This is a genomic window from Caballeronia sp. LjRoot29 (genome assembly GCF_964252755.1).
Classification (GTDB): Bacteria; Pseudomonadota; Gammaproteobacteria; order Burkholderiales; family Burkholderiaceae; genus Caballeronia.
This window is the reverse complement of record NZ_CAXUPU020000003.1, coordinates 373,255-390,704: the sequence shown is the minus strand read 5'-3', so window position 1 is coordinate 390,704 and position 17,450 is coordinate 373,255. Positions and strand designations below refer to the sequence as shown.

15 protein-coding genes and 1 pseudogene are annotated in these 17,450 nt (G+C 61.3%); 6 read left to right on the top strand and 10 right to left on the bottom strand.

Annotated elements, in window-relative coordinates:
• The 4 genes and pseudogenes from ACSQ83_RS05785 to ACSQ83_RS05770 all read right to left on the bottom strand — a co-directional run.
• Window positions 1–420, bottom strand: a pseudogene (locus tag ACSQ83_RS05785) (hypothetical protein); the annotation flags it as partial.
• Window positions 417–1,361, bottom strand: a complete 945-nt coding sequence (locus ACSQ83_RS05780; protein WP_436227484.1) for an ABC transporter substrate-binding protein — start codon at window positions 1,359–1,361, stop codon at window positions 417–419. The pseudogene ACSQ83_RS05785 and the gene ACSQ83_RS05780, both read right to left, overlap by 4 nt.
• Before the next feature lie 87 nt (window positions 1,362–1,448).
• The gene (locus tag ACSQ83_RS05775; RefSeq protein WP_031361871.1) at window positions 1,449–2,477 is read right to left on the bottom strand and encodes an ABC transporter permease; all 1,029 of its coding nucleotides are present in this window, start codon (window positions 2,475–2,477) and stop codon (window positions 1,449–1,451) included.
• Window positions 2,470–4,026, bottom strand: a complete 1,557-nt coding sequence (locus tag ACSQ83_RS05770) for a sugar ABC transporter ATP-binding protein (RefSeq protein ID WP_436227483.1) — start codon at window positions 4,024–4,026, stop codon at window positions 2,470–2,472. The genes ACSQ83_RS05775 and ACSQ83_RS05770 overlap by 8 nt, the downstream gene beginning before the upstream one ends.
• Window positions 4,027–4,302: 276 nt before the next feature.
• Between ACSQ83_RS05770 and ACSQ83_RS05765 the strand changes: the two genes are divergently transcribed.
• Together ACSQ83_RS05765 and ACSQ83_RS05760 are read left to right on the top strand one after the other, a co-directional pair.
• Window positions 4,303–4,995: a FadR/GntR family transcriptional regulator gene (locus tag ACSQ83_RS05765; RefSeq protein WP_414967845.1), complete on the top strand. Its 693-nt coding sequence runs from the start codon at window positions 4,303–4,305 to the stop codon at window positions 4,993–4,995.
• Window positions 4,996–5,313: 318 nt separating this feature from the next.
• Window positions 5,314–7,515, top strand: coding sequence for a TonB-dependent receptor (locus tag ACSQ83_RS05760; RefSeq protein WP_414951978.1), 2,202 nt, complete (start codon window positions 5,314–5,316; stop codon window positions 7,513–7,515).
• A gap of 164 nt (window positions 7,516–7,679) precedes the next feature.
• Here ACSQ83_RS05760 and ACSQ83_RS05755 read toward each other — a convergent pair whose 3' ends face one another.
• From ACSQ83_RS05755 to ACSQ83_RS05730, 6 genes are all read right to left on the bottom strand, one after another.
• Window positions 7,680–9,263 carry a PepSY-associated TM helix domain-containing protein gene (locus ACSQ83_RS05755; RefSeq protein WP_436227482.1) on the bottom strand — a complete coding sequence of 528 codons (1,584 nt, stop codon included), beginning with the start codon at window positions 9,261–9,263 and terminating at the stop codon, window positions 7,680–7,682.
• Window positions 9,264–9,267: 4 nt separating this feature from the next.
• Window positions 9,268–9,576, bottom strand: coding sequence for a hypothetical protein (locus tag ACSQ83_RS05750; protein WP_436227481.1), 309 nt, complete (start codon window positions 9,574–9,576; stop codon window positions 9,268–9,270).
• Complete coding sequence (locus ACSQ83_RS05745) at window positions 9,573–9,860, bottom strand: hypothetical protein (RefSeq protein ID WP_414951981.1); 288 nt, start codon at window positions 9,858–9,860, stop codon at window positions 9,573–9,575. Before ACSQ83_RS05745 ends, ACSQ83_RS05750 begins: the two co-directional genes overlap by 4 nt.
• Window positions 9,861–10,470: 610 nt before the next feature.
• Entirely contained in the window at window positions 10,471–10,734 is a 264-nt protein-coding gene (locus tag ACSQ83_RS05740; protein WP_436227480.1) for a hypothetical protein, read from the bottom strand.
• Window positions 10,735–10,831: 97 nt separating this feature from the next.
• Entirely contained in the window at window positions 10,832–11,971 is a 1,140-nt protein-coding gene (locus tag ACSQ83_RS05735; RefSeq protein WP_436227479.1) for a Rieske 2Fe-2S domain-containing protein, read from the bottom strand.
• A 337-nt stretch (window positions 11,972–12,308) separates the two neighbouring features.
• A complete protein-coding gene (locus ACSQ83_RS05730; RefSeq protein ID WP_436227478.1) occupies window positions 12,309–12,944 on the bottom strand; it encodes a DUF938 domain-containing protein in 636 nt (211 codons plus the stop codon).
• Window positions 12,945–13,513: 569 nt separating this feature from the next.
• On the opposite strand from ACSQ83_RS05730, the gene ACSQ83_RS05725 reads away from it, so the two are divergent.
• From ACSQ83_RS05725 to ACSQ83_RS05710, 4 genes are all read left to right on the top strand, one after another.
• Window positions 13,514–14,080, top strand: a complete 567-nt coding sequence (locus tag ACSQ83_RS05725) for an ankyrin repeat domain-containing protein (protein ID WP_414951985.1) — start codon at window positions 13,514–13,516, stop codon at window positions 14,078–14,080.
• Window positions 14,081–14,234: 154 nt separating this feature from the next.
• On the top strand, window positions 14,235–15,359 hold the full coding sequence (locus ACSQ83_RS05720) for a hypothetical protein (protein ID WP_436227477.1): 1,125 nt from the start codon (window positions 14,235–14,237) through the stop codon (window positions 15,357–15,359).
• A gap of 14 nt (window positions 15,360–15,373) precedes the next feature.
• Entirely contained in the window at window positions 15,374–16,666 is a 1,293-nt protein-coding gene (locus tag ACSQ83_RS05715; RefSeq protein WP_436227476.1) for an MFS transporter, read from the top strand.
• Between the two features lie 39 nt (window positions 16,667–16,705).
• Window positions 16,706–17,449: an enoyl-CoA hydratase/isomerase family protein gene (locus ACSQ83_RS05710; RefSeq protein ID WP_414951988.1), complete on the top strand. Its 744-nt coding sequence runs from the start codon at window positions 16,706–16,708 to the stop codon at window positions 17,447–17,449.
• The last annotated feature ends 1 nt before the right edge of the window (window position 17,450 follow it).

The following is a 17,450-nucleotide window of genomic DNA, read 5'->3' as shown; positions in this document are numbered from 1 at the left end:
AAGTTGCGCGGTGAACTTCTTGAACTTGCCTTCGACCGGCACGTTCATTTGCTTCGATGTCGCCGTCACCATGCTTTTGGTCGTATCAACCTGGGCTTGAGCGGCGCTTGTGAATAAAGCGGTGGCGGCGGAAGCCGCTAATAACCATCGGTACAAGGGCGTTTGCATGTCAGGCTTAGGGTTGTAATCGATACGGCATGGTATGCGAGCCGATGTGCGGCGGATAGCCACACGGCAAGAACAGATTGTTCTACGGGTAAAGGTAATAGCGGAAGGTAATGGATAAGTTGCAACAATAAATCCGGGCATAAAAAAACGCAGTGCAAAAGGATCAATCTGCAATCCCTTCGCACTGCGCGTCACCTGCCCTGCCCTGCCTGCATCCGGAAACCAAAAACCAAAAAACCAATCCTCAATCAATACAACACGTTCTTCGCCACTGGCAGATCGATATTCCCCTTATCGACCATGACGACACCCGTATCGACAAACTTCGGCGGCGCTTTCTTCTCGATCACGCCAATCACCGTCTGAATGCCCTTATATCCCATCTGATACGACCCTTGCACAGCGATCGCCTGGATCGTTCCGTCCTTCACGAAGTTCTGCAGATCCGAATTGCCGTCGAAGCCAACCGCAATCACCTTGCCGGCCTTACCCGACTGAGCCAGCGCCCGACCCATACCAACCGCCGTCGGTTCATTCGCCCCGAAAATACCCTTCAGGTCGGGGTTCGCTGCAAGCACGTCGGTCGTCTGATTCAACGCGTTCGCCATCTGCGACTGCGAGTAATACGGGCCCACAACCTGCAACTTCGAATGCGCCGCCAGATACTTGCGGAACCCGCCCACGCGCCCTACTTCGGAGCCCGCACCGGCCACATACGACATCAACGCAATCTTGCCCGTCTGCCCCACGCGCTGGATCAGCGCCTGGGCGCACATCTCGCCGGCCTTTTCGTTATCGGTGGAGAGGAAAGCCTGGTAATACGGCTTGCCCGAATCGGACAGGGCCGAATCAATGATCACCACCGGAATATGCGCTTCCCACGCCTTCTTCACGGCCGGCACCAGCGCGTCCGGGTCCGATGCCGCCAGTACGATTCCCGCGACTTTCCGGTTCACCGCGTTCTCGACCATGTTCACTTCGGCGGCTATGTCGGATTCCGCGGCCGGGCCCTGGAAGGTCATCGTGTAACCCTTCTCGGATGCCAACGCAGCAGTTGCGCCCTTGTTCACGTTCTGCCAGTAGTTCGAATCGGCACTCTTCACGATCACGGCGATCTCGCCGCCCGCCGCGAACGCGCTGCTCGCGGCAACGGCCAGCACGGCTGCAAACATCGCTTTAGTAGTCAGTTTCATGTCTCGCTCCTGTTCATTTTGTAAGACCCCGTGGGACCCTTGCTTTCTTTCAACTAACGCGAACGCACGAGGCGCGTTCGATGAAACTCATCTCCGGTTCCGGATCTGGTCAATCCACACCGTCCCCAAGATCACCAGCCCGATGATGATCTGCTGGATGAAACTCGATACTCCGTTCATGTTCAGCCCGTTGCGCAAGATGCCGATCACGAACGCGCCAATCGCCGTGCCGGAAATCGTGCCGACGCCGCCCATCAGCGACGTGCCGCCAATCACCGCGCTCGCGATGGCATCGAGTTCATACATCACGCCTTCGTTCGGCTGCGCCGTCACCAGCCGCGACATCAGCACGCATCCGGTCAGCCCCGCGAGCGCACCGGACAGCACATAGGTGAACAGCTTCACGCGATTCACGTTCACGCCGGACAAGCGCGCCGCTTCCGCATTCGATCCAACCGCGTAGATGTGCCGCCCAAGCGATGTGCGGCTGAGCATGATGGCGACCAGCACCGCCAGCACGACCATGATGATCACGGGATACGGAATGCCCGGAAACACGATGTCAGGGAACCCGTCCGACCCCATGCGAACCACTCTGAAGAGTGAGCCATTACCCAGTTCTGCGAACGAATCGCCGAGTCCCGAGACCGGCCGTGCGCCGGTAATCTGCAACGCCACGCCGCGCGCGACCAGCATCATTCCCAATGTTGCGATGAACGGCGGCAGACCCATGCGCGTGACGAACAAGCCGTTGAACGCGCCGCAAATTGCGCCGACGACCACGCCGCCGAGCATGCCTATCGGCACGGGCACGCCTGCCTTCACGAGCATCGCGGCAACCACGCCTGAGAGCGCGAGCACCGATCCGACCGACAAGTCGATGCCCCCCGTAATGATCACGCACGTCGCGCCGAGTCCAAGATAAGCGATGGACGTCACCTGCAACGCCACGGTCATGCCATTGCCCAGCGACATGAACGCGTTGCTCGTCGCCGAGAACACGACGACCAGCATCACCAGGCTTCCCAGCGCCGCGAACTTCTGGATCAGGTCCTTGCGGCGTTCACGGGCGCGGGCACGGTCGGCGTGCGCCGGATCGGTAGTCATCTCAAGCATGGGTAATCCGTCCTGATGCGTAGTGCATGATTTCTTCCTGATTGGTCTTGCGGGTCTCGAGCACGCCCGCTATCTGGCCTTCATGAAACACGGCCACACGATCCGTCATGCCCATGATTTCGGGCAACTCCGAACTGATCAGCACAACGCCAATGCCCTGCGCCGCAAGCCGGTCCATGAGTTCGTAGATCGCGTATTTCGCACCGACGTCGATGCCGCGCGTGGGTTCATCGAAGAACAGGATCTTCGATTCGCGGAACAGCCATTTGCTGATCACGACTTTTTGCTGATTGCCACCCGAAAGATTGCGCGTGATCTGGTTCACGCCCGGGGTACGAATGCCCAGTGCATCGATATATTTGCGCGCGACCTTCGCCTCCTCGTCGAAACGGATAAACCCGCCCGCGCCCGAGACGGCCTCCACATTGGCGAGCGTGATGTTCTTCGCGACCGTCATCTGCAGCGCGAGACCATTGCCCTTGCGATCTTCAGAGAGATACGCAATGCCGTTGCGGATTGCATCGATAGGTGAATGGATCGAAAGCCGCTTGCCTTGCAACTGGACTTCACCCGCCTCGACGGGATCGGCGCCGAACACCGCGCGCGCCACTTCAGTGCGACCCGAGCCCATCAAGCCCGCGAAGCCGAGGATCTCTCCGCGGCGCAATTCAAAGCTCACTGGCCCGAACACATCGCGACGCTTCAGGCCGCTTACGCTTAGCAATACTTCATTCGTCGGCTGCGATTTGCGTTCGGGAAAGACATCGTCCAGATCGCGGCCGACCATATGCGAAACCACTTGCTCGATGGTGGTCGCGGCGAAGTCATCAGTGGAAATAGTTCGACCGTCGCGCAGCACGGTGACGCGATCGGCGATCTCGGCCAACTCGTCCAGCCGATGCGAAATGTAGACAATGCCCACGCCCGTCTGCCGCAACTCCTTGATGATCCGGAACAAATGCACGGTCTCGGATTCGGTCAGCGACGACGTAGGTTCATCCATGATCAGGAGGCGCGCGTTGAGCGACAGCGCTTTGGCGATCTCGATCATTTGCTGCTGCGCGACCGACAGCGATCCAACCAGCGTGCGCGGCAAGAGCTGCAGGCCGATGCGATCGAGCGCTGCCTGGGAATCGGTAGCGAGCCGCGCCCGGTCGATGAAAATCCCGCGCTTCGGCTCGCGCGCCAGGAAGATATTCTCCGCGATGGACAAATCCGGGATCAGGTTCAATTCCTGATGAATGATCGCGATGCCCGCAGCCTGCGCCTCGAGCGTGGAGGCGAAATGATGCTCGCGGCCGTCGATAAATATCTCGCCTTCGTCCGGCCGATATTGGCCGCTGACGATCTTCATGAGCGTCGACTTGCCCGCGCCGTTTTCACCGCAAATGGCGTGCACTTCGCCCGCGCGGACGTCAAAGCTGACGTTCTGCAGCGCGATCACGCCAGGGAACCGCTTGCCGACGCTGTTCAGGCGCAGCAACGGACCAGTTGTCACAGCGGGCGAGCGGGCGCCAGGCGGGGAGCCCTGTTCGGCTGCCACGTTCATTGCTGGGCCTCGTCGACTCGTATGAGCATTTGCACCGGCGTTGTCTCCTCGGCGGGGTCGCGGATTTCGTGGGTGGCGCCGATCATCGTTCTGGCACCAAAGTGGTCAAGCCAATTTTTTCGTCTCGTCATGTGGCCTTACCTGTTGCGAATGATAATGGCGATAGGCCCACTCTGGAATCGCGGTATTTACCCTTATATTCATCGGCATGCCGATCAAGCGATGCTGAAAGGAATTGGTCAAGCCACCTTACACTTCGATCCCCGCCCGACATCCATGACAACACCTGTTAAACCGGTTGAAACGCGGCGGCTGTATCAGACCATCGCCGATCAGATCAACTCGCTGATCCGCCTCGGCAGTTTCCAGGCGGGAACGCGCCTACCGCCGGAGCGCGAGCTCGCGCAGCAGCTGGGCGTGTCGCGGCCGTCGTTGCGGGAGGCGTTGATTGCATTGGAAATTCGCGGTCAGGTCGAAATCCGGATGGGCTCGGGCGTGTATGTCTGCGAAGGCAGCACGGAAGAACCGCCGCTGACCTCCATGGGTGAGAGCCCTACCGAGCTGATGCAGGCGCGTGCGGCTATTGAAGGAAGCGTGATCGTGCTGGCTTGCACGCGGCTCACGCCGGACGGAATGGCACGCCTGCACAAGAGCGTGCAGTCGATGCGCGAATTGATCGCGGAAGGACGCTCGCCGCTGGAACCGGACCGGCAGTTTCATATCGCCCTGGCTGAAATTGCGGGGAATTCGGTGCTGACCCGGCTGGTCGGCGAGTTATTCGATGGCCGTAACGACCCGATCGCCGCCAAGGTGAGCGGACTGGCGGAAAACATCACGACATGGGGCGTCGCGCTGTCCGAGCACGAACGGATCTTGAGGACGCTGGAAGCGCGGGACCCGATCGCCGCCCAAGCTGCTATCCGGTCGCACTTGAAGGCGTCGGAAGAACGGTGGGTGGGCGGGGTTTAAAGGGTGCCGCCCTGCCATTCGAGTAAATCCTATCGCTCGCCTTCCCCAGCAAGACTTCCCCGCGGTCCTGCATCGTTAACATTAGTGTAATTACAAATGATAACGATTCGCATTCGTGTATAATTTGTCAGCCGGTCTGTAGCTCCCTGTAATTTTTTACCAACCACAAGACCTGAACGACCCAAACATCGTTCGTGGCGCCATCGCTTGCCTGATGGCGCCACGAACGTGCGATCAAGATCGTCCGCTGCTTATAAGCCGCTACCTGCCTGCTCGCACTCACCCGCAACCGCTTCGCGTGCCAACTATCCAATCGCCATGTCTATTTTTACCGGTTCATCGTCCGTCCGACCGCTGTCCAACGCCGTTCGCCTCGCGTTCCTTTACGCGGCGCTGCCTCTGTCCATCGGCGTAACGTCCACCGCCCGGGCGCAGACCGCTTCACCGGAGGCGACGGAAAACGTCTTGCCCGCCGTGAAGGTCCAGGCGGCCAAAGAACCCCTGCCAGGCGACTTCGCGCCCGCCTACGATGGCGGCCAGATTGCTCGTGGTGCAAAGTTCGGAGTGCTCGGCAATCAGGAAATGATCAATGTGCCATTCAGCATGACGAGCTACACGTCGAAGGCGATCGAAGATCAGCAGGCGCATTCGATCGGCGACTTGCTGTCCCACGATCCCGGCGTTCGTCCGGCTTTCGGCTTCGGCAACTTCTCGGAAGTTTTCGTCATTCGCGGCTTTCAACTGACCGGGGACGACGTCTCGTTGAACGGCTTGTACGGAATTACGCCGCGCCAGCTGGTGGCCACCGAAGTGCTGGAACGGGTGGATGTATTCAAAGGTGCCAACGCGTTCCTGAACGGCGCGTCGCCGACAGGCTCCGCGGTGGGCGGCGGCATCAACCTGGAACTGAAACGCGCGGACGACAAGCCGCTTACGCGCGTCACCGTCGAAGGCAGCGGTTCGGGTCAACTAGGTACGCACGTCGATGTCGGCCGGCGCTTCGGCAGCGACGGGCAGTTCGGCATCCGTGTGAACAGCTCGATCCTCGGCGGCGAAACGAGCATCGACGATGAGTTCCGCCACAACACTTCAACCGCAGTCTCGATTGACTATCGCGGCGATAAAGTGCGTTTGTATGGCGATTTCCTTTATCAGCGCAAGAATATCGATCAAGGGCGCTCGACCGTTTCCGTGACCGGCGATACGGTCCCGACCGTTCCGTCCGCCGCTAACAATTTTGCCCAGCCCTGGACACAAAGCACGCTCGAAGACACGGTTGGTATCGCGCGAGCCGAATACGACTTCGCGCCCGCGTGGACGGCATATGTGAGCGGAGGTATCCATCGATCGCATGAGGACGGCACGTACTCGTCGCCCACCTTCAACGCCGATACCGGCACGACCGCGACGCGCGGCGATATCTTGCGCACCACCGACGCGCTGTCTGCCGAAGCCGGCGTACGCGGGCACTTCACAACGGGACCCGTCAGCCATTTGGTCAGCGCGGGGTTCGCGATCACGACGCTCGAGGATCGTGAAGCGTTCGCGTTCAGCGGCTCGTTCCCGACAAGCCTGTACGGTGGCGGCATCGTGCCCGAACCTGCGGCAAATGGGTTTGTCGCGGGAAGTTTCGCCGATCCGGGTCTGGCCGATCAGATCCTGACGCGCAGCGTAGCCGTGTCCGACACGCTCGGTTTCCTGAACGACCGCGTCCTGTTCACGATCGGCGCGCGTCATCAGCAACTGCATCAGAACAACTTCACCGTCGGCACCGACACCATCTCTTCTTCGTACGACCAGTCGATCACGACCCCGATCTTCGGCCTCGTCGTGAAGCCGACGAACAATATCGCGCTGTTTGCGAACCGCAGCGAGTCGCTGGCGGCCGGACAGAGCGCGCCTTCAACCGCTGCGAACGTCGGCCAGACGCTTGCACCGAACCGCACGAAGCAATACGAAGTGGGCGCGAAATACGACTCCAACCACTTCGGTGCGACGTTGTCGGCGTTCCAGATCGAGCAGCCGTCGGCCTACACCGACAGCACGACCAACGTGTTCGGCACCAATGGCACGCAGCGTCACCGCGGTCTGGAGTTGTCGGTGTATGGCGAACCGTTGCACGGCGTGCGTGTGCTCGCGGGCGCGACGATGATCAACGCCAAGCAACTCGATACGAACGAAGGCGCCACCGACGGCTATCGTCCTATCGGCGTGCCGAGCTACCTGTTCAACGTCGGCGCGGAATACGATCTGCCGATGCTGCCGGGCGTCACGGTCAATGCTGCGTGGATCCACACGAGCAACCAGTATCTCGACGCGCAGAACAAGTTGTCGATCCCGGCGTGGGACCGTTTCGATCTCGGCGCGCGCTATACAACGAGCGTGCTGAAACACGTCACCACCTTCCGCGCGACCGTGGAGAACATCACGAACAAGGCGTACTGGGCGTCGACGACCGGTGCGTACCTGACGCAGGGAAGACCGCGTACGCTGCTGCTCTCGATGACCGCGGACTTCTGAAAACGGGTTTGACTGCGAACCGGTCTTTGTGGAGGTGAATGGCCGGTCATAGCGCATCTGTTCGTTATACGAAGGACTTGCGCGGCTGCGAGGTAAGTTGAAGACAAAACGCGGGACATCGTGACGCAGGTTACCGTGTCCCGCGTTTTTTATGCGCAAACGCCTCACCGCGCGCGAGCGGAATATCCCCATACGCTGTCCTGCCGCCCGGTCGCAATCCGCTTCGCGGTCGCCCGCAGCATCCACGCAAAACACCCTGCGCCGATCAGTGCACATACATCCACGCCGGCGGCCGCAGGCTCAAACCACATCCCTGTGGAAGGGAAAATCCATCCGATGGCCGACGCCAGCGGCACCAGCAAAGTCGCCGCCGTTGTCAGCGCCAAAAGCTCCACCGATCCGCGCGCTCCGCCTCGCACAAACGCCCACGCAATGCTCGCCAGGAACACCGAGTAATAAATCCGGGCATGCCACGCCGGCAAATCCGCCACGCTGCCATTCAGCAACTTCCCCGCTGCGAGCGTCGCGGAAATCCCCGCCACGCAACCCAGCGTCACGCCGACAGTCAGCGCCGCCATGAAGTAGGTCGCGGACCGTTGCTTCAGCGGATCGGTACCTCGTTCGAGCTTCCGTCGGCTCTCGATCCAAAGCAGGTTGCCCGAATAAAACAGGAACGCGCCCGCCAGGCCAAGAAAGAAATATCCCCATTGAATCGGCTCGCCGCCATAACTGCCGAAGTGCAACGCGAAGAACGCGCTGGTGGCCGCGGACCACGCGTTTCCATCGGCGGCGCCGGGCAGGAATTGAGCGTTCAGAAAGCGCCCGGTCACCGGATCCAGCAACGCAAATCCTCCACTACGCGCCAGATATCGCGGATCGTCGCCACTCACCAATACCGTCGCGCCCGGTTCGCCCGCTCCCCGATAACTCAACTCCGCCGGCTCGAATTCCGGTGCGTGCTGCTTCACGGCGGCCACAATTTGCAGCGGTGAGACAAGCGTCGTTTTGCCATCCGGCACAACGGGCGCCCTCGCGTAATACGGGTTCTGCGCCGTCACGGTGGCGCTGAGCGTACCGCCATAAATCACACGATCCTGCACGGCGAAAATGGTGTCGCTCAAGCCGAATGCGACAACCGATAACGCCATCACGACATGGAACGGCAAGCTCAGGATGCCCACGACGTTGTGCGCATCGAGCCACATCCGCTTGAGGTTCTTGCCCACGCGCAACGCAAACAGATCCTTGGTCAGGCTCGGCAGCAGCACGATCACACCAGATACCAGCGCAAGCCCGTAAAGCAGCGACACCACGGCCATCACGCCCATGCCGACATCGAAACCGCCTGGAATGCCGGCCGTCATATGCAGGACATCGATGAAACTCGCTGCGTTCGACGCGCCGCGCGCATGCGTTTCGAGCTTGCCGCCAGCATCGAGCGTGGCGCTGAAACGTTGCGGCTTGCCGCGCTCGCGCCACGACAGACTAGCCGCGCCGGCAGGTTCGATCCGCAAGGTGAACTGGCGCCGCGCAGCAGGATGCGCAGCCAGCGTCTGCTCGATAACGGCAGGCGCCTGAGCCAGCGGGAAAACCTCGGCATGGACGGCCGGCGGCGTGACCCACGCGTTCAGTGTGTCCTTGAACATCGTCACCGCACCGGCATAGAACGCGATAAAAAGCGCAAGGCCGGCAACAATGCCCGTCCAGGTGTGAACCGTCTTGTAGACGCGGATGACGTCGCTGCGCATGGGGTTATCGAATGAAAAAGTGGCGGGCGAGCGCGAGCATCGCGAAGCCGAGCGCGTTCGCGGCGCCAAGCCAGGTCCAGGCGCGCAGGCCGCTTCGAAACACGAAACTGACGCTCATCACGCCGATCCAAACCGGCGGCACGAGCCACATGGCAACCTGGAATTTGTTCTGTACATCGAGTGGGCCGGGTGTCAGGCAGGCGAGCAGTCCACTCGCCACAATCGCAAGGCCGAAACCGCCGGTCACTCCCGCCAGCGTCTTGGACAACCAGTCCCGCGATAACGTCTCGCGCCGCGCCGTCTTCAACGTCACCTCGAAGCACCGCGAAACCGTGTCCGCTGCACGAGGACGCCGATAAACGGGCACGCAGTCAGGCACGCCATGGCCGCCGTGAACACGATGGCAAGCGAGGTAGCGGGATGCAGTTCATTTGCGCCGATCACCACCGCCAGGATGCTTGATGTTGCCGCGATCGTTCTAAAAAGCCGCGGCGCCAACGGGGCACGCAGCCAACGCTGTCCGGGCGCGGCGAGGTAAAACGCGAGAGCGCCGGCGATCGCGAGCAATACGGATCCCGACGTGAACAAATCTGACATGGAGAGCGTGCGGAAGTATTGCCTCAATCCACAAAACCGATTGAAACAAGTTATTGAGAATCATTATCATACAGAAGATTCACGTTTCGCAGGATAGCGGCGTCCACTGCAAGCGGAGAACACCTTGAACGATGACCACGTAAAAAGGCACCCAGAGGTCCGGAACGCCCTCACTCGCGCATGAACCGCCAATGCAAACGGCCCGCTAAAAGCGGGCCGTGAATGACCAAACATGCTGCGGGAAGTCGAGGATCTGGAAGAGAAAACCGAAGCCGGATAAAGATCAAACGAGCGGACGTTTGAACGCGCCCGTTTGCAGCTTTTGCATCGATTGAATCACTCCCAAACCACCCCTTCCGTTACTGCCGCTTGGACGCCTCCTTTTTCACTTTCTTGGCTTCCTTCTTTTCTTTCGGCGATTTGACAGCGACCTTCTTTTCGGTTTTCTTCGCGTCCTGGCTCTTGCTCATGATGTGCTCCGTGGTTGACCTTGCATTATTGCCCGAGCCACTGCAGTTTGGGAACATAGACGACGTAAAAATGCGTCGCCGGGACTCGCTGCAGGACCCGAGGTTGAAACGAAAACAAAGCGAAATCAAAGCTCAAACGCTTAGTCGATCTTCGAACGCAGTTCTTGCGCGCTCACTCGTAACGCCTCATAGCCGGAGCGTGCATGTTCCGGCAAATCCGGGTCGCCGATAAGCGTGCCCAGCGTCTCGATCACGCTGTAGAGAATGCCCTTGGCCGCGCCTGCCGCCATGACACCCGAGGCATAGGATTGATCGACGTGGCTGATCGCGGCATCGAAGTGGTCCTGTTCGGGAGGCGCTTCCGCCGCCGGTTTGACCGGGTTCTCTGTCGAGTTGGGTTCCATGATGGTCGACCTCTTCTGGTTAATACTTCATGACTGCGACGTCTTGATCAAGACGTTGGTGCTACGGCATTTTGTCGAGTGCACGAGTCCTCGGCGATCAATCACTAATCGGCTGGATCATATGCACACGACGTTCCGTCGCGGGTTCCCGAACCGGCGCGCCGCATTCAGTCAGCAGCGAACGCAGTTCGAGGATGACCGGGAAAACCTCATGGTTATGATCGGCGCCCTGCCGGTCATGCGCTTCCTGCTCGCGCTCCACAATCCACCGGTCTTCCTTGAAGATACGCTCCGTGAACCACACCAGCAATGGCCACGCGGCATCGAGAATGCCCGGGATTTTCGGCCGGCGGATGCACAGCAGGCCAAACGTGCGGTTGGTGCGCTGCTCGGTGTCGAGCGGCACGTACGCGATCCACAGGTCCATCACCATCGTCTGATCCTTGGTGCGGATCCTGAGCGTCTGGTACGGATACTCCGTGCGGATCGTCATGACGTCTTTGTTGTTGTCGTCAGGCTTCGTGCCGCGTTTCTGGCTGAACACCAGCGCCTCGCCGATCGGCTGCTTGCCCTCCTCGCGCGCGAACGTGTAGTTCACTTCCACCCAGTCCTCGCCACGGCTGCGCCCGACTGAACGCGCCTTCATCTGGCCCATTTGCTTGCGATGCAGGAACTGATGGTTCATGTCCATCAGGTTCTCGTGCATGAAGCTGTAGTGGCACTTCACTTCGCGGCCGAAGCGGCGGGTTTTGTAGGCTTTATCGCCGACAGAACCGAGCGCGGGAAACGGCGTGGTCTCGGCGAGCAGCGGGTCGCCGGGGAAAATAAAGATCAGCCCGGCTTCTTCGCGGCACGGATACGAGCGCACGCCGTTCGGCAGGCGCTCGCGCCCGAGATACGGGACGTCGATACAACGGCCGGTGCAGTCGTAGGTCCAGCCGTGATAACAGCATCGAATGGATTCGCCGTCGACCACGCCGGCGTGCAGCGGTACCTGTCGATGCGCGCAGCGGTCTTCCAGCGCGAACACTTTGTCGCTTTCGGTGCGGACGAGCACGACAGGGTCGCCGGCGAAACGAACGCCGTGCGCCTTGCCGCGTTTTACTTCCCGCGACCAGGCGACGGGATACCAGTGATCCGGGTGAATATCGACACGACGCAGATCGCGTGGCGCGGGTTGAGACTGTTGGGACGGAAGTTCGCTCGGGGCGACGTCCTGTTGCAGCGCTACATGCATGTACGATGCCTCCGCTTGAGGGAATCGGCAAGAAAACAGACGAAAAAAGTGCTTTGAGGAAACAGTGCAACCAAAGGCCTACCGCAGTCTACACGCCAGACGGCAAATGAGGCGCGACACGGGGTGGCGGGCGACGCCGGAAGTGGGCTGGACGGGCGTGCGCAGGCGGTGCGCCCGCGTTTTTGCGGCACTTCGCCACCAGGCCGGACAATATTCCTACGAGGATTTTGCGCCCTGCTTGCAGTGACCGCTGCGCTTTCCGTCCAGCCGATACGAAACCAAAAGGCCCGGTCTTGAACGAACGCGCGCTGCGCCGGATCTGCCCGCCTCACTCCCGTCAAATTCCAGTGCGCCGAAATATGAGGCAAAAGTTGTTCGCGGGCATGGGTACGGCTTCTTCCATCCACAGGTCTGCCTTGCGCCCGAGCGCCACCACGTCTTCCATGTTTCGAATTCCCCATGCGGGATTGGTGCCGCGAAGCTGGTTGTCGAAGGCTTCGTTGCTCGGGGCGGTATGCGCCCCGTCGCGCTTGTAAGGTCCATACAAGAAGAGCACGCCGGCGCTTCCCAGGTGCTCGCCGGCTCCCTGGAACAGCGCTTCGGCGGCCTCCCACGGCGCGATATGAATCATGTTGATGCACGCGATTGCCGCAAGGGAATCCTGCACGGGCCACGGGGCCGAGCGGACATCCAGGGCGATCGGCGCGTTGAGGTTGGAGAGTGAAACGTGCTGGCGCCATGCGTCGATGGAGGCGCGCGAAGCCGCGTCAGGATCGCTCGGTTGCCACGTGACACCCGGCAGCGCAGCAGCAAAGTGGACGGCATGCTGCCCCGTGCCGCTCGCAATTTCGAGGACGACGCCGGTCTTGGGCAGGACACGGCTCAGGACATCGAGGATGGGTCCGCGATTGCGTTCGGCGGCGGGTGCGATTCGACGCAGCGTGTCGGGGTGATCGGCGTTATTGGGGTTCACGGTGCGTTCCAGTTGAAGTGCTGGCGAGCGTAAGCGCGCGATAGACACAGGTCAAGCGAAGCGCCTCCGATCGCGTTCTTGACTGACCACGAGGAAAACACCAATGCCGGGAGCCCGGACGAACCGCCGGAGAAGCGGTGTAAAAAGGCCGCAACGAGGAACAAGCAACGCCGCCGTGAACGCCGACAATCCCCTCACTGACCATCAACGTCGCTCAAGAACGCAGGCCAATGAACACGCACCCTTTAGAATGACGCTCCAAACGCATTATCAGGGCGCGTTGAAAAGGACGGTAAGGCAAGTCGGCCGGACCAAGGCGCGATTCCTGCTATCCCGGTGCGGCCTGCTGCCAAACCTGTGTATCCTGACGCACTGATAGAAACTGCTGAAACCATGAACGACGCTAGGACCGCTGCCCGACCCGGTTAAACGATACCGCCGGACGTCGAAAGCTGACCGGATGATGGTCGAACGTTAAAGGCAGTATCAACGGCCATCGCCCGCCTGCTGCCCCGGTATCGAAAAGCGGCCGCGCCGCATCCGTCCATGCAATCCCAATGGAGCCTCCCATGCAACCCGATTCACCCGCAGGCATTCCCGGTCAAGGCCCGCAACCCTTGAGCGACGAACTCATCGATTTCGCGAGCGAAGTCTTCGACGTAGCCCGCCGCGGCGACGCCGCCATGCTCGACACCTTGTTGCATAAAGGCCTGCCGCCGAACCTGCGCAACGACAAGGGCGACACGCTTGTCATGCTCGCGAGCTACCACGGTCACGCTGATGCAGTGCGCGTGCTGCTCGAACACAAGGCAGACCCGAACCTGCGTAACGACAACGGCCAGACGCCTATCGCGGGCGCGGCGTTCAAGGGCTACAAACCGGTTATCGAGGCATTGCTGGAACACGGCGCGGACGTGGAAGGCTCATCGCCGGATGGACGCACCGCGTTGATGATCGCGGCCATGTTCAACCGGATGGAGATGGTGGAGTACCTGATCGAGAAAGGCGCGAACCCCGACGCGAAGGACGCGAACGGTTTCACCGCGCGCGACGCCGCCGCGAAGATGGGCGCCCCCGACACCGCCGCGCGGCTCGCGCAGGCGACCGAGGCGAAGTCGCGCCCGCCGGGCGTTTGAGCGAAGCCGGACCCATGAGACGAAACGGAACAAACCACGCGCAGCCGCCGGGCCGGCCCGTATCGCATCTCACCCTCAATCCACGCGCCGTCGATACCCCACGCAACGGCGCACGAATCTCGTGAAGGCGATCCTGCAAGATGGAGCTCTTGTGATGAGTGGCGGTTTCCCGCTTCGAGCGTACGAATGGCACTGGCGAACAGTGGCCCGGGCGCTTGCGATCCTCCTCGTCGTGGCGGTCATGTCGGGATGCAGCCTGTTCCCGCATCAGGCGCCCGCGCCGATCGTCGACTTGTCGACGCCGCAACCGCCCGCCGAGCCGGAAGTCGTGGAGCCGGAGGAGCCGGCATCGACGCCGGTCGTCACGCAGCCTCCCGTCGAACCGAAAGCGCCGCGCCCCGCGCCCAAACGGCGAGTGGTCGTGCCGAAAAAACCGCCGCCGCCCCCGCCGCCGCCCGTCGAAGAAAAAGCGCCGCCTGTGCCGCCGCCATTGCTCACCACGCGCATCATGCAACACGAGCAGATCCGCGGTTTGCTCGACAGCGAGATCCAGCGCCCGGACGGCAAGGTGATCGGCCGCGCGGTCGACATGTATGTCGATGCCAGCGGCAAACCGAAGATCATGATCGTGAACCTGGCGGGTTTTCTGGGTATCGGGGACCGCAAGGTGACGTTCCCGTGGACCGCGTTCCGGTTCAATCCGGCCACGAAAAAAGCGCCCATCACATTCGCGGTTCCGATTCCGGCGCCTGGCAGCAATCCAGCGTCGAACGCGGCGAAAGCGAAGGCCCAGGAAGCATCGGCGAGACCCGGTTCGGTCAATGACATTGCGCCGACGCTCGCTCAGCTCATCGACTCCAATGTGTCGCAGAAAAGCGGCGCGCGGATGGGCCGCGTCGTCGACGTGCTGGTCGATTCGCAGGCGCAGCCTCAGGCACTCGTGATCGATCTCTCCGATTCCCTCGCCGCCGACAAACGTCAAGTCGCCGCCAACTGGCCCGACCTGCACGTGGTCTCGCGCAACAAGGTAATGCAATTGCAACTGGATTTCACCGACGCACAGATCAAAGCCGCTCCAACTTACTCGCCCGATCAGCCGATCAAGATCATTTCGCCCGTCGTCCCGCCACCGGAACCCGCCGAATCGCCGGAGCCCGCTTCGGCTTCAGCTTCAACGGCTCCGGCTTCGGCTACGCCTCCGGTTGCGGCTGCTGCCTCTGGCCCGGCGTCAGGCGTGAAAGCCGGTGCGGCGGCCGTTGCGCGCCCCTCGAAACAATGAGGACGATCTGAGCTATGGGAATTGCACGAAGTCTGCGCGCGCTCGATTGGCTGAACTTCTTTGTCGCGAATGTGCAGACCGGCTTTGGGCCGTTTATCGCCTCTTATCTCGCCGCGAACAAATGGACGCAAGGCGAGATCGGGCTGATGCTGAGCGTCGGCACGATCAGCGCGATGGCGAGCCAGTTGCCCGCCGGCGCGCTCGTCGATGCGTTGCGCAACAAGAAAGGCGCGGCGGCCGCGGCCATCATCGCGATCATCGTGAGTGCGTTGCTGCTTGGCGCGAGCCCCACGTTTACGGTCGTGTTCGCGGCCGAAGTGCTGCACGGGTTTGCGAGCTGCATGCTCGTGCCGGCCATGGCCGCGATCTCGCTCGCGCTGGTTTCGCGCGCCGATCTCGGCAACCGGCTTGGGCGCAACGCGCGCTGGGCGTCGATCGGCAGTGCGCTCACGGCGGCAGCGATGGGTTTGTTCGGCGAATATCTCTCCCTGCGATCGGTGTTCTTCTTGACGGCGGCGCTGGCGTTGCCGGCGCTGATTGCGTTGAACATGATTCATCACGAGATGGCGCCGGTTGTACCGCGCATCAAAAAGGCCGCGGCGAAAGCGGGCGCGAGCATCGCGGGAGTGGTGAGCGCGGCCGGTGCTGACCGGCCCGAAAGCCTGCGGGATCTGCTGCGCGATCCGCGGCTCCTGACCTTTGCGGCGTGCGTGGTGCTGTTCCACTTGTCGAACGCCGCCATGCTGAACCTCGCTGCCGGCGAAGTCACGGCGCACATGGGCGACAACGTCCAGCTCGTGATCGCGGCGTGCATTATCGTGCCGCAGTTCATCGTGGCGGGGTTGTCGCCGTGGGTCGGGCGGCAGGCGCAAAGCTGGGGACGCAGGCCGGTGCTGATCATCGGTTTCTCGGCGCTGCCATTACGTGCGCTGCTGTTCGCGGCTGCGAGCAGCGCGAGCAGCCCTTACCTGCTGGTGCCGGTGCAGATGCTCGACGGTATCAGCGCGGCCGTGTTCGGCGTGATGCTGCCGCTGATTGCAGCCGACGTAGCCGGCGGCAAGGGCCGATACAACTTGTGTATTGGATTCTTCGGGCTGGCGGCGGGCGTGGGTGCAACATTGAGCACGGCGATAGCGGGTTTCGTCGCAGACAAGTTCGGCGTAAACACAAGCTTCTTTGGGCTGGCTGCAGCCGGCGCGCTGGCCGTGGCGCTGGTATGGCTGGCAATGCCGGAAACCAAGGATGCCGCCGCCAACGACGAAGCCGCCAAGGGCAAGGAACGCGAGGAACCTACTCCGGCGGCTTGAGTGGATCGCAGCGGATCTCAGTGGATCGAGCGAAGGAAAATGACGAATACCAGCACGGCCCCAGGTTTTTCCTGCTCACGGCACGAGGGCGTTGTCACTATCCAGCTCACGCGCGTGGAGCAACATAATCGTATTGATCCCGCTGATCTGCCCGGGCTCAGGGAAACGATTGCATCGGCGGCGAACGATGAAACAACCATAGCGTTGGTCGTCACAGGGACCGGCACGGCTACGTTCAGCTCGGGTTATACGTTGTCCGAGCTGGCTGCGGGCAATATCGACGATTCGTTTGAAAGCTTCCTGAACGAGCTCGAAGCCTGCCCGCTGCCCACGATCTGCGCGCTCAACGGCAGCGTCTATGGCGGGGCAACGGATCTTGCGCTCTGCTGCGATGTGCGCATAGGCGTAGAGCGCACGCGCATGTTCATGCCGGCTGCGCGAATCGGCTTGCACTATTACCCCGACGGCATGCGTCGATACGTTCGTGAGTTAGGTGTCGCTCAAGCGAAGCGGCTCTTTCTTACGGGCATGACATTGGATGCTGCTGAGATGCTGCGCATCGGCTTCCTGACCGAGCTTGTGCAACCCGCGCAACTGAGTTCGCGCACGGCGGAATACATCGATGCGCTTCGCGCTTGCGTACCGAATGCCGTGCGTTCAATGAAGCGTCAACTGAACGCTATTGCCAATAACGATCCCACGCTCAGGGCCGACAGAAGCGCTTACGAGCAATCACTTCAGAGTCCGGTCATCGCTGAACGCATCAGGCAGCGCCGCGGCTGAT

Bases quoted from the DNA above. Each gene is read 5' to 3' on its own strand.
- ACSQ83_RS05755 (WP_436227482.1), bottom strand. From the start codon at position 9,263: ATGCGCAGCGACGTCATCCGCGTCTACAAGACGGTTCACACCTGGACG.
- ACSQ83_RS05780 (WP_436227484.1), bottom strand. From the start codon at position 1,361: ATGAAACTGACTACTAAAGCGATGTTTGCAGCCGTGCTGGCCGTTGCC.
- ACSQ83_RS05715 (WP_436227476.1), top strand. From the start codon at position 15,374: ATGGGAATTGCACGAAGTCTGCGCGCGCTCGATTGGCTGAACTTCTTT.
- ACSQ83_RS05770 (WP_436227483.1), bottom strand. From the start codon at position 4,026: ATGAACGTGGCAGCCGAACAGGGCTCCCCGCCTGGCGCCCGCTCGCCC.
- ACSQ83_RS05735 (WP_436227479.1), bottom strand. From the start codon at position 11,971: ATGCATGTAGCGCTGCAACAGGACGTCGCCCCGAGCGAACTTCCGTCC.
- ACSQ83_RS05745 (WP_414951981.1), bottom strand. From the start codon at position 9,860: ATGTCAGATTTGTTCACGTCGGGATCCGTATTGCTCGCGATCGCCGGC.
- ACSQ83_RS05775 (WP_031361871.1), bottom strand. From the start codon at position 2,477: ATGCTTGAGATGACTACCGATCCGGCGCACGCCGACCGTGCCCGCGCC.
- ACSQ83_RS05725 (WP_414951985.1), top strand. From the start codon at position 13,514: ATGCAACCCGATTCACCCGCAGGCATTCCCGGTCAAGGCCCGCAACCC.
- ACSQ83_RS05760 (WP_414951978.1), top strand. From the start codon at position 5,314: ATGTCTATTTTTACCGGTTCATCGTCCGTCCGACCGCTGTCCAACGCC.
- ACSQ83_RS05765 (WP_414967845.1), top strand. From the start codon at position 4,303: ATGACAACACCTGTTAAACCGGTTGAAACGCGGCGGCTGTATCAGACC.
- ACSQ83_RS05710 (WP_414951988.1), top strand. From the start codon at position 16,706: ATGACGAATACCAGCACGGCCCCAGGTTTTTCCTGCTCACGGCACGAG.
- ACSQ83_RS05740 (WP_436227480.1), bottom strand. From the start codon at position 10,734: ATGGAACCCAACTCGACAGAGAACCCGGTCAAACCGGCGGCGGAAGCG.
- ACSQ83_RS05720 (WP_436227477.1), top strand. From the start codon at position 14,235: ATGAGTGGCGGTTTCCCGCTTCGAGCGTACGAATGGCACTGGCGAACA.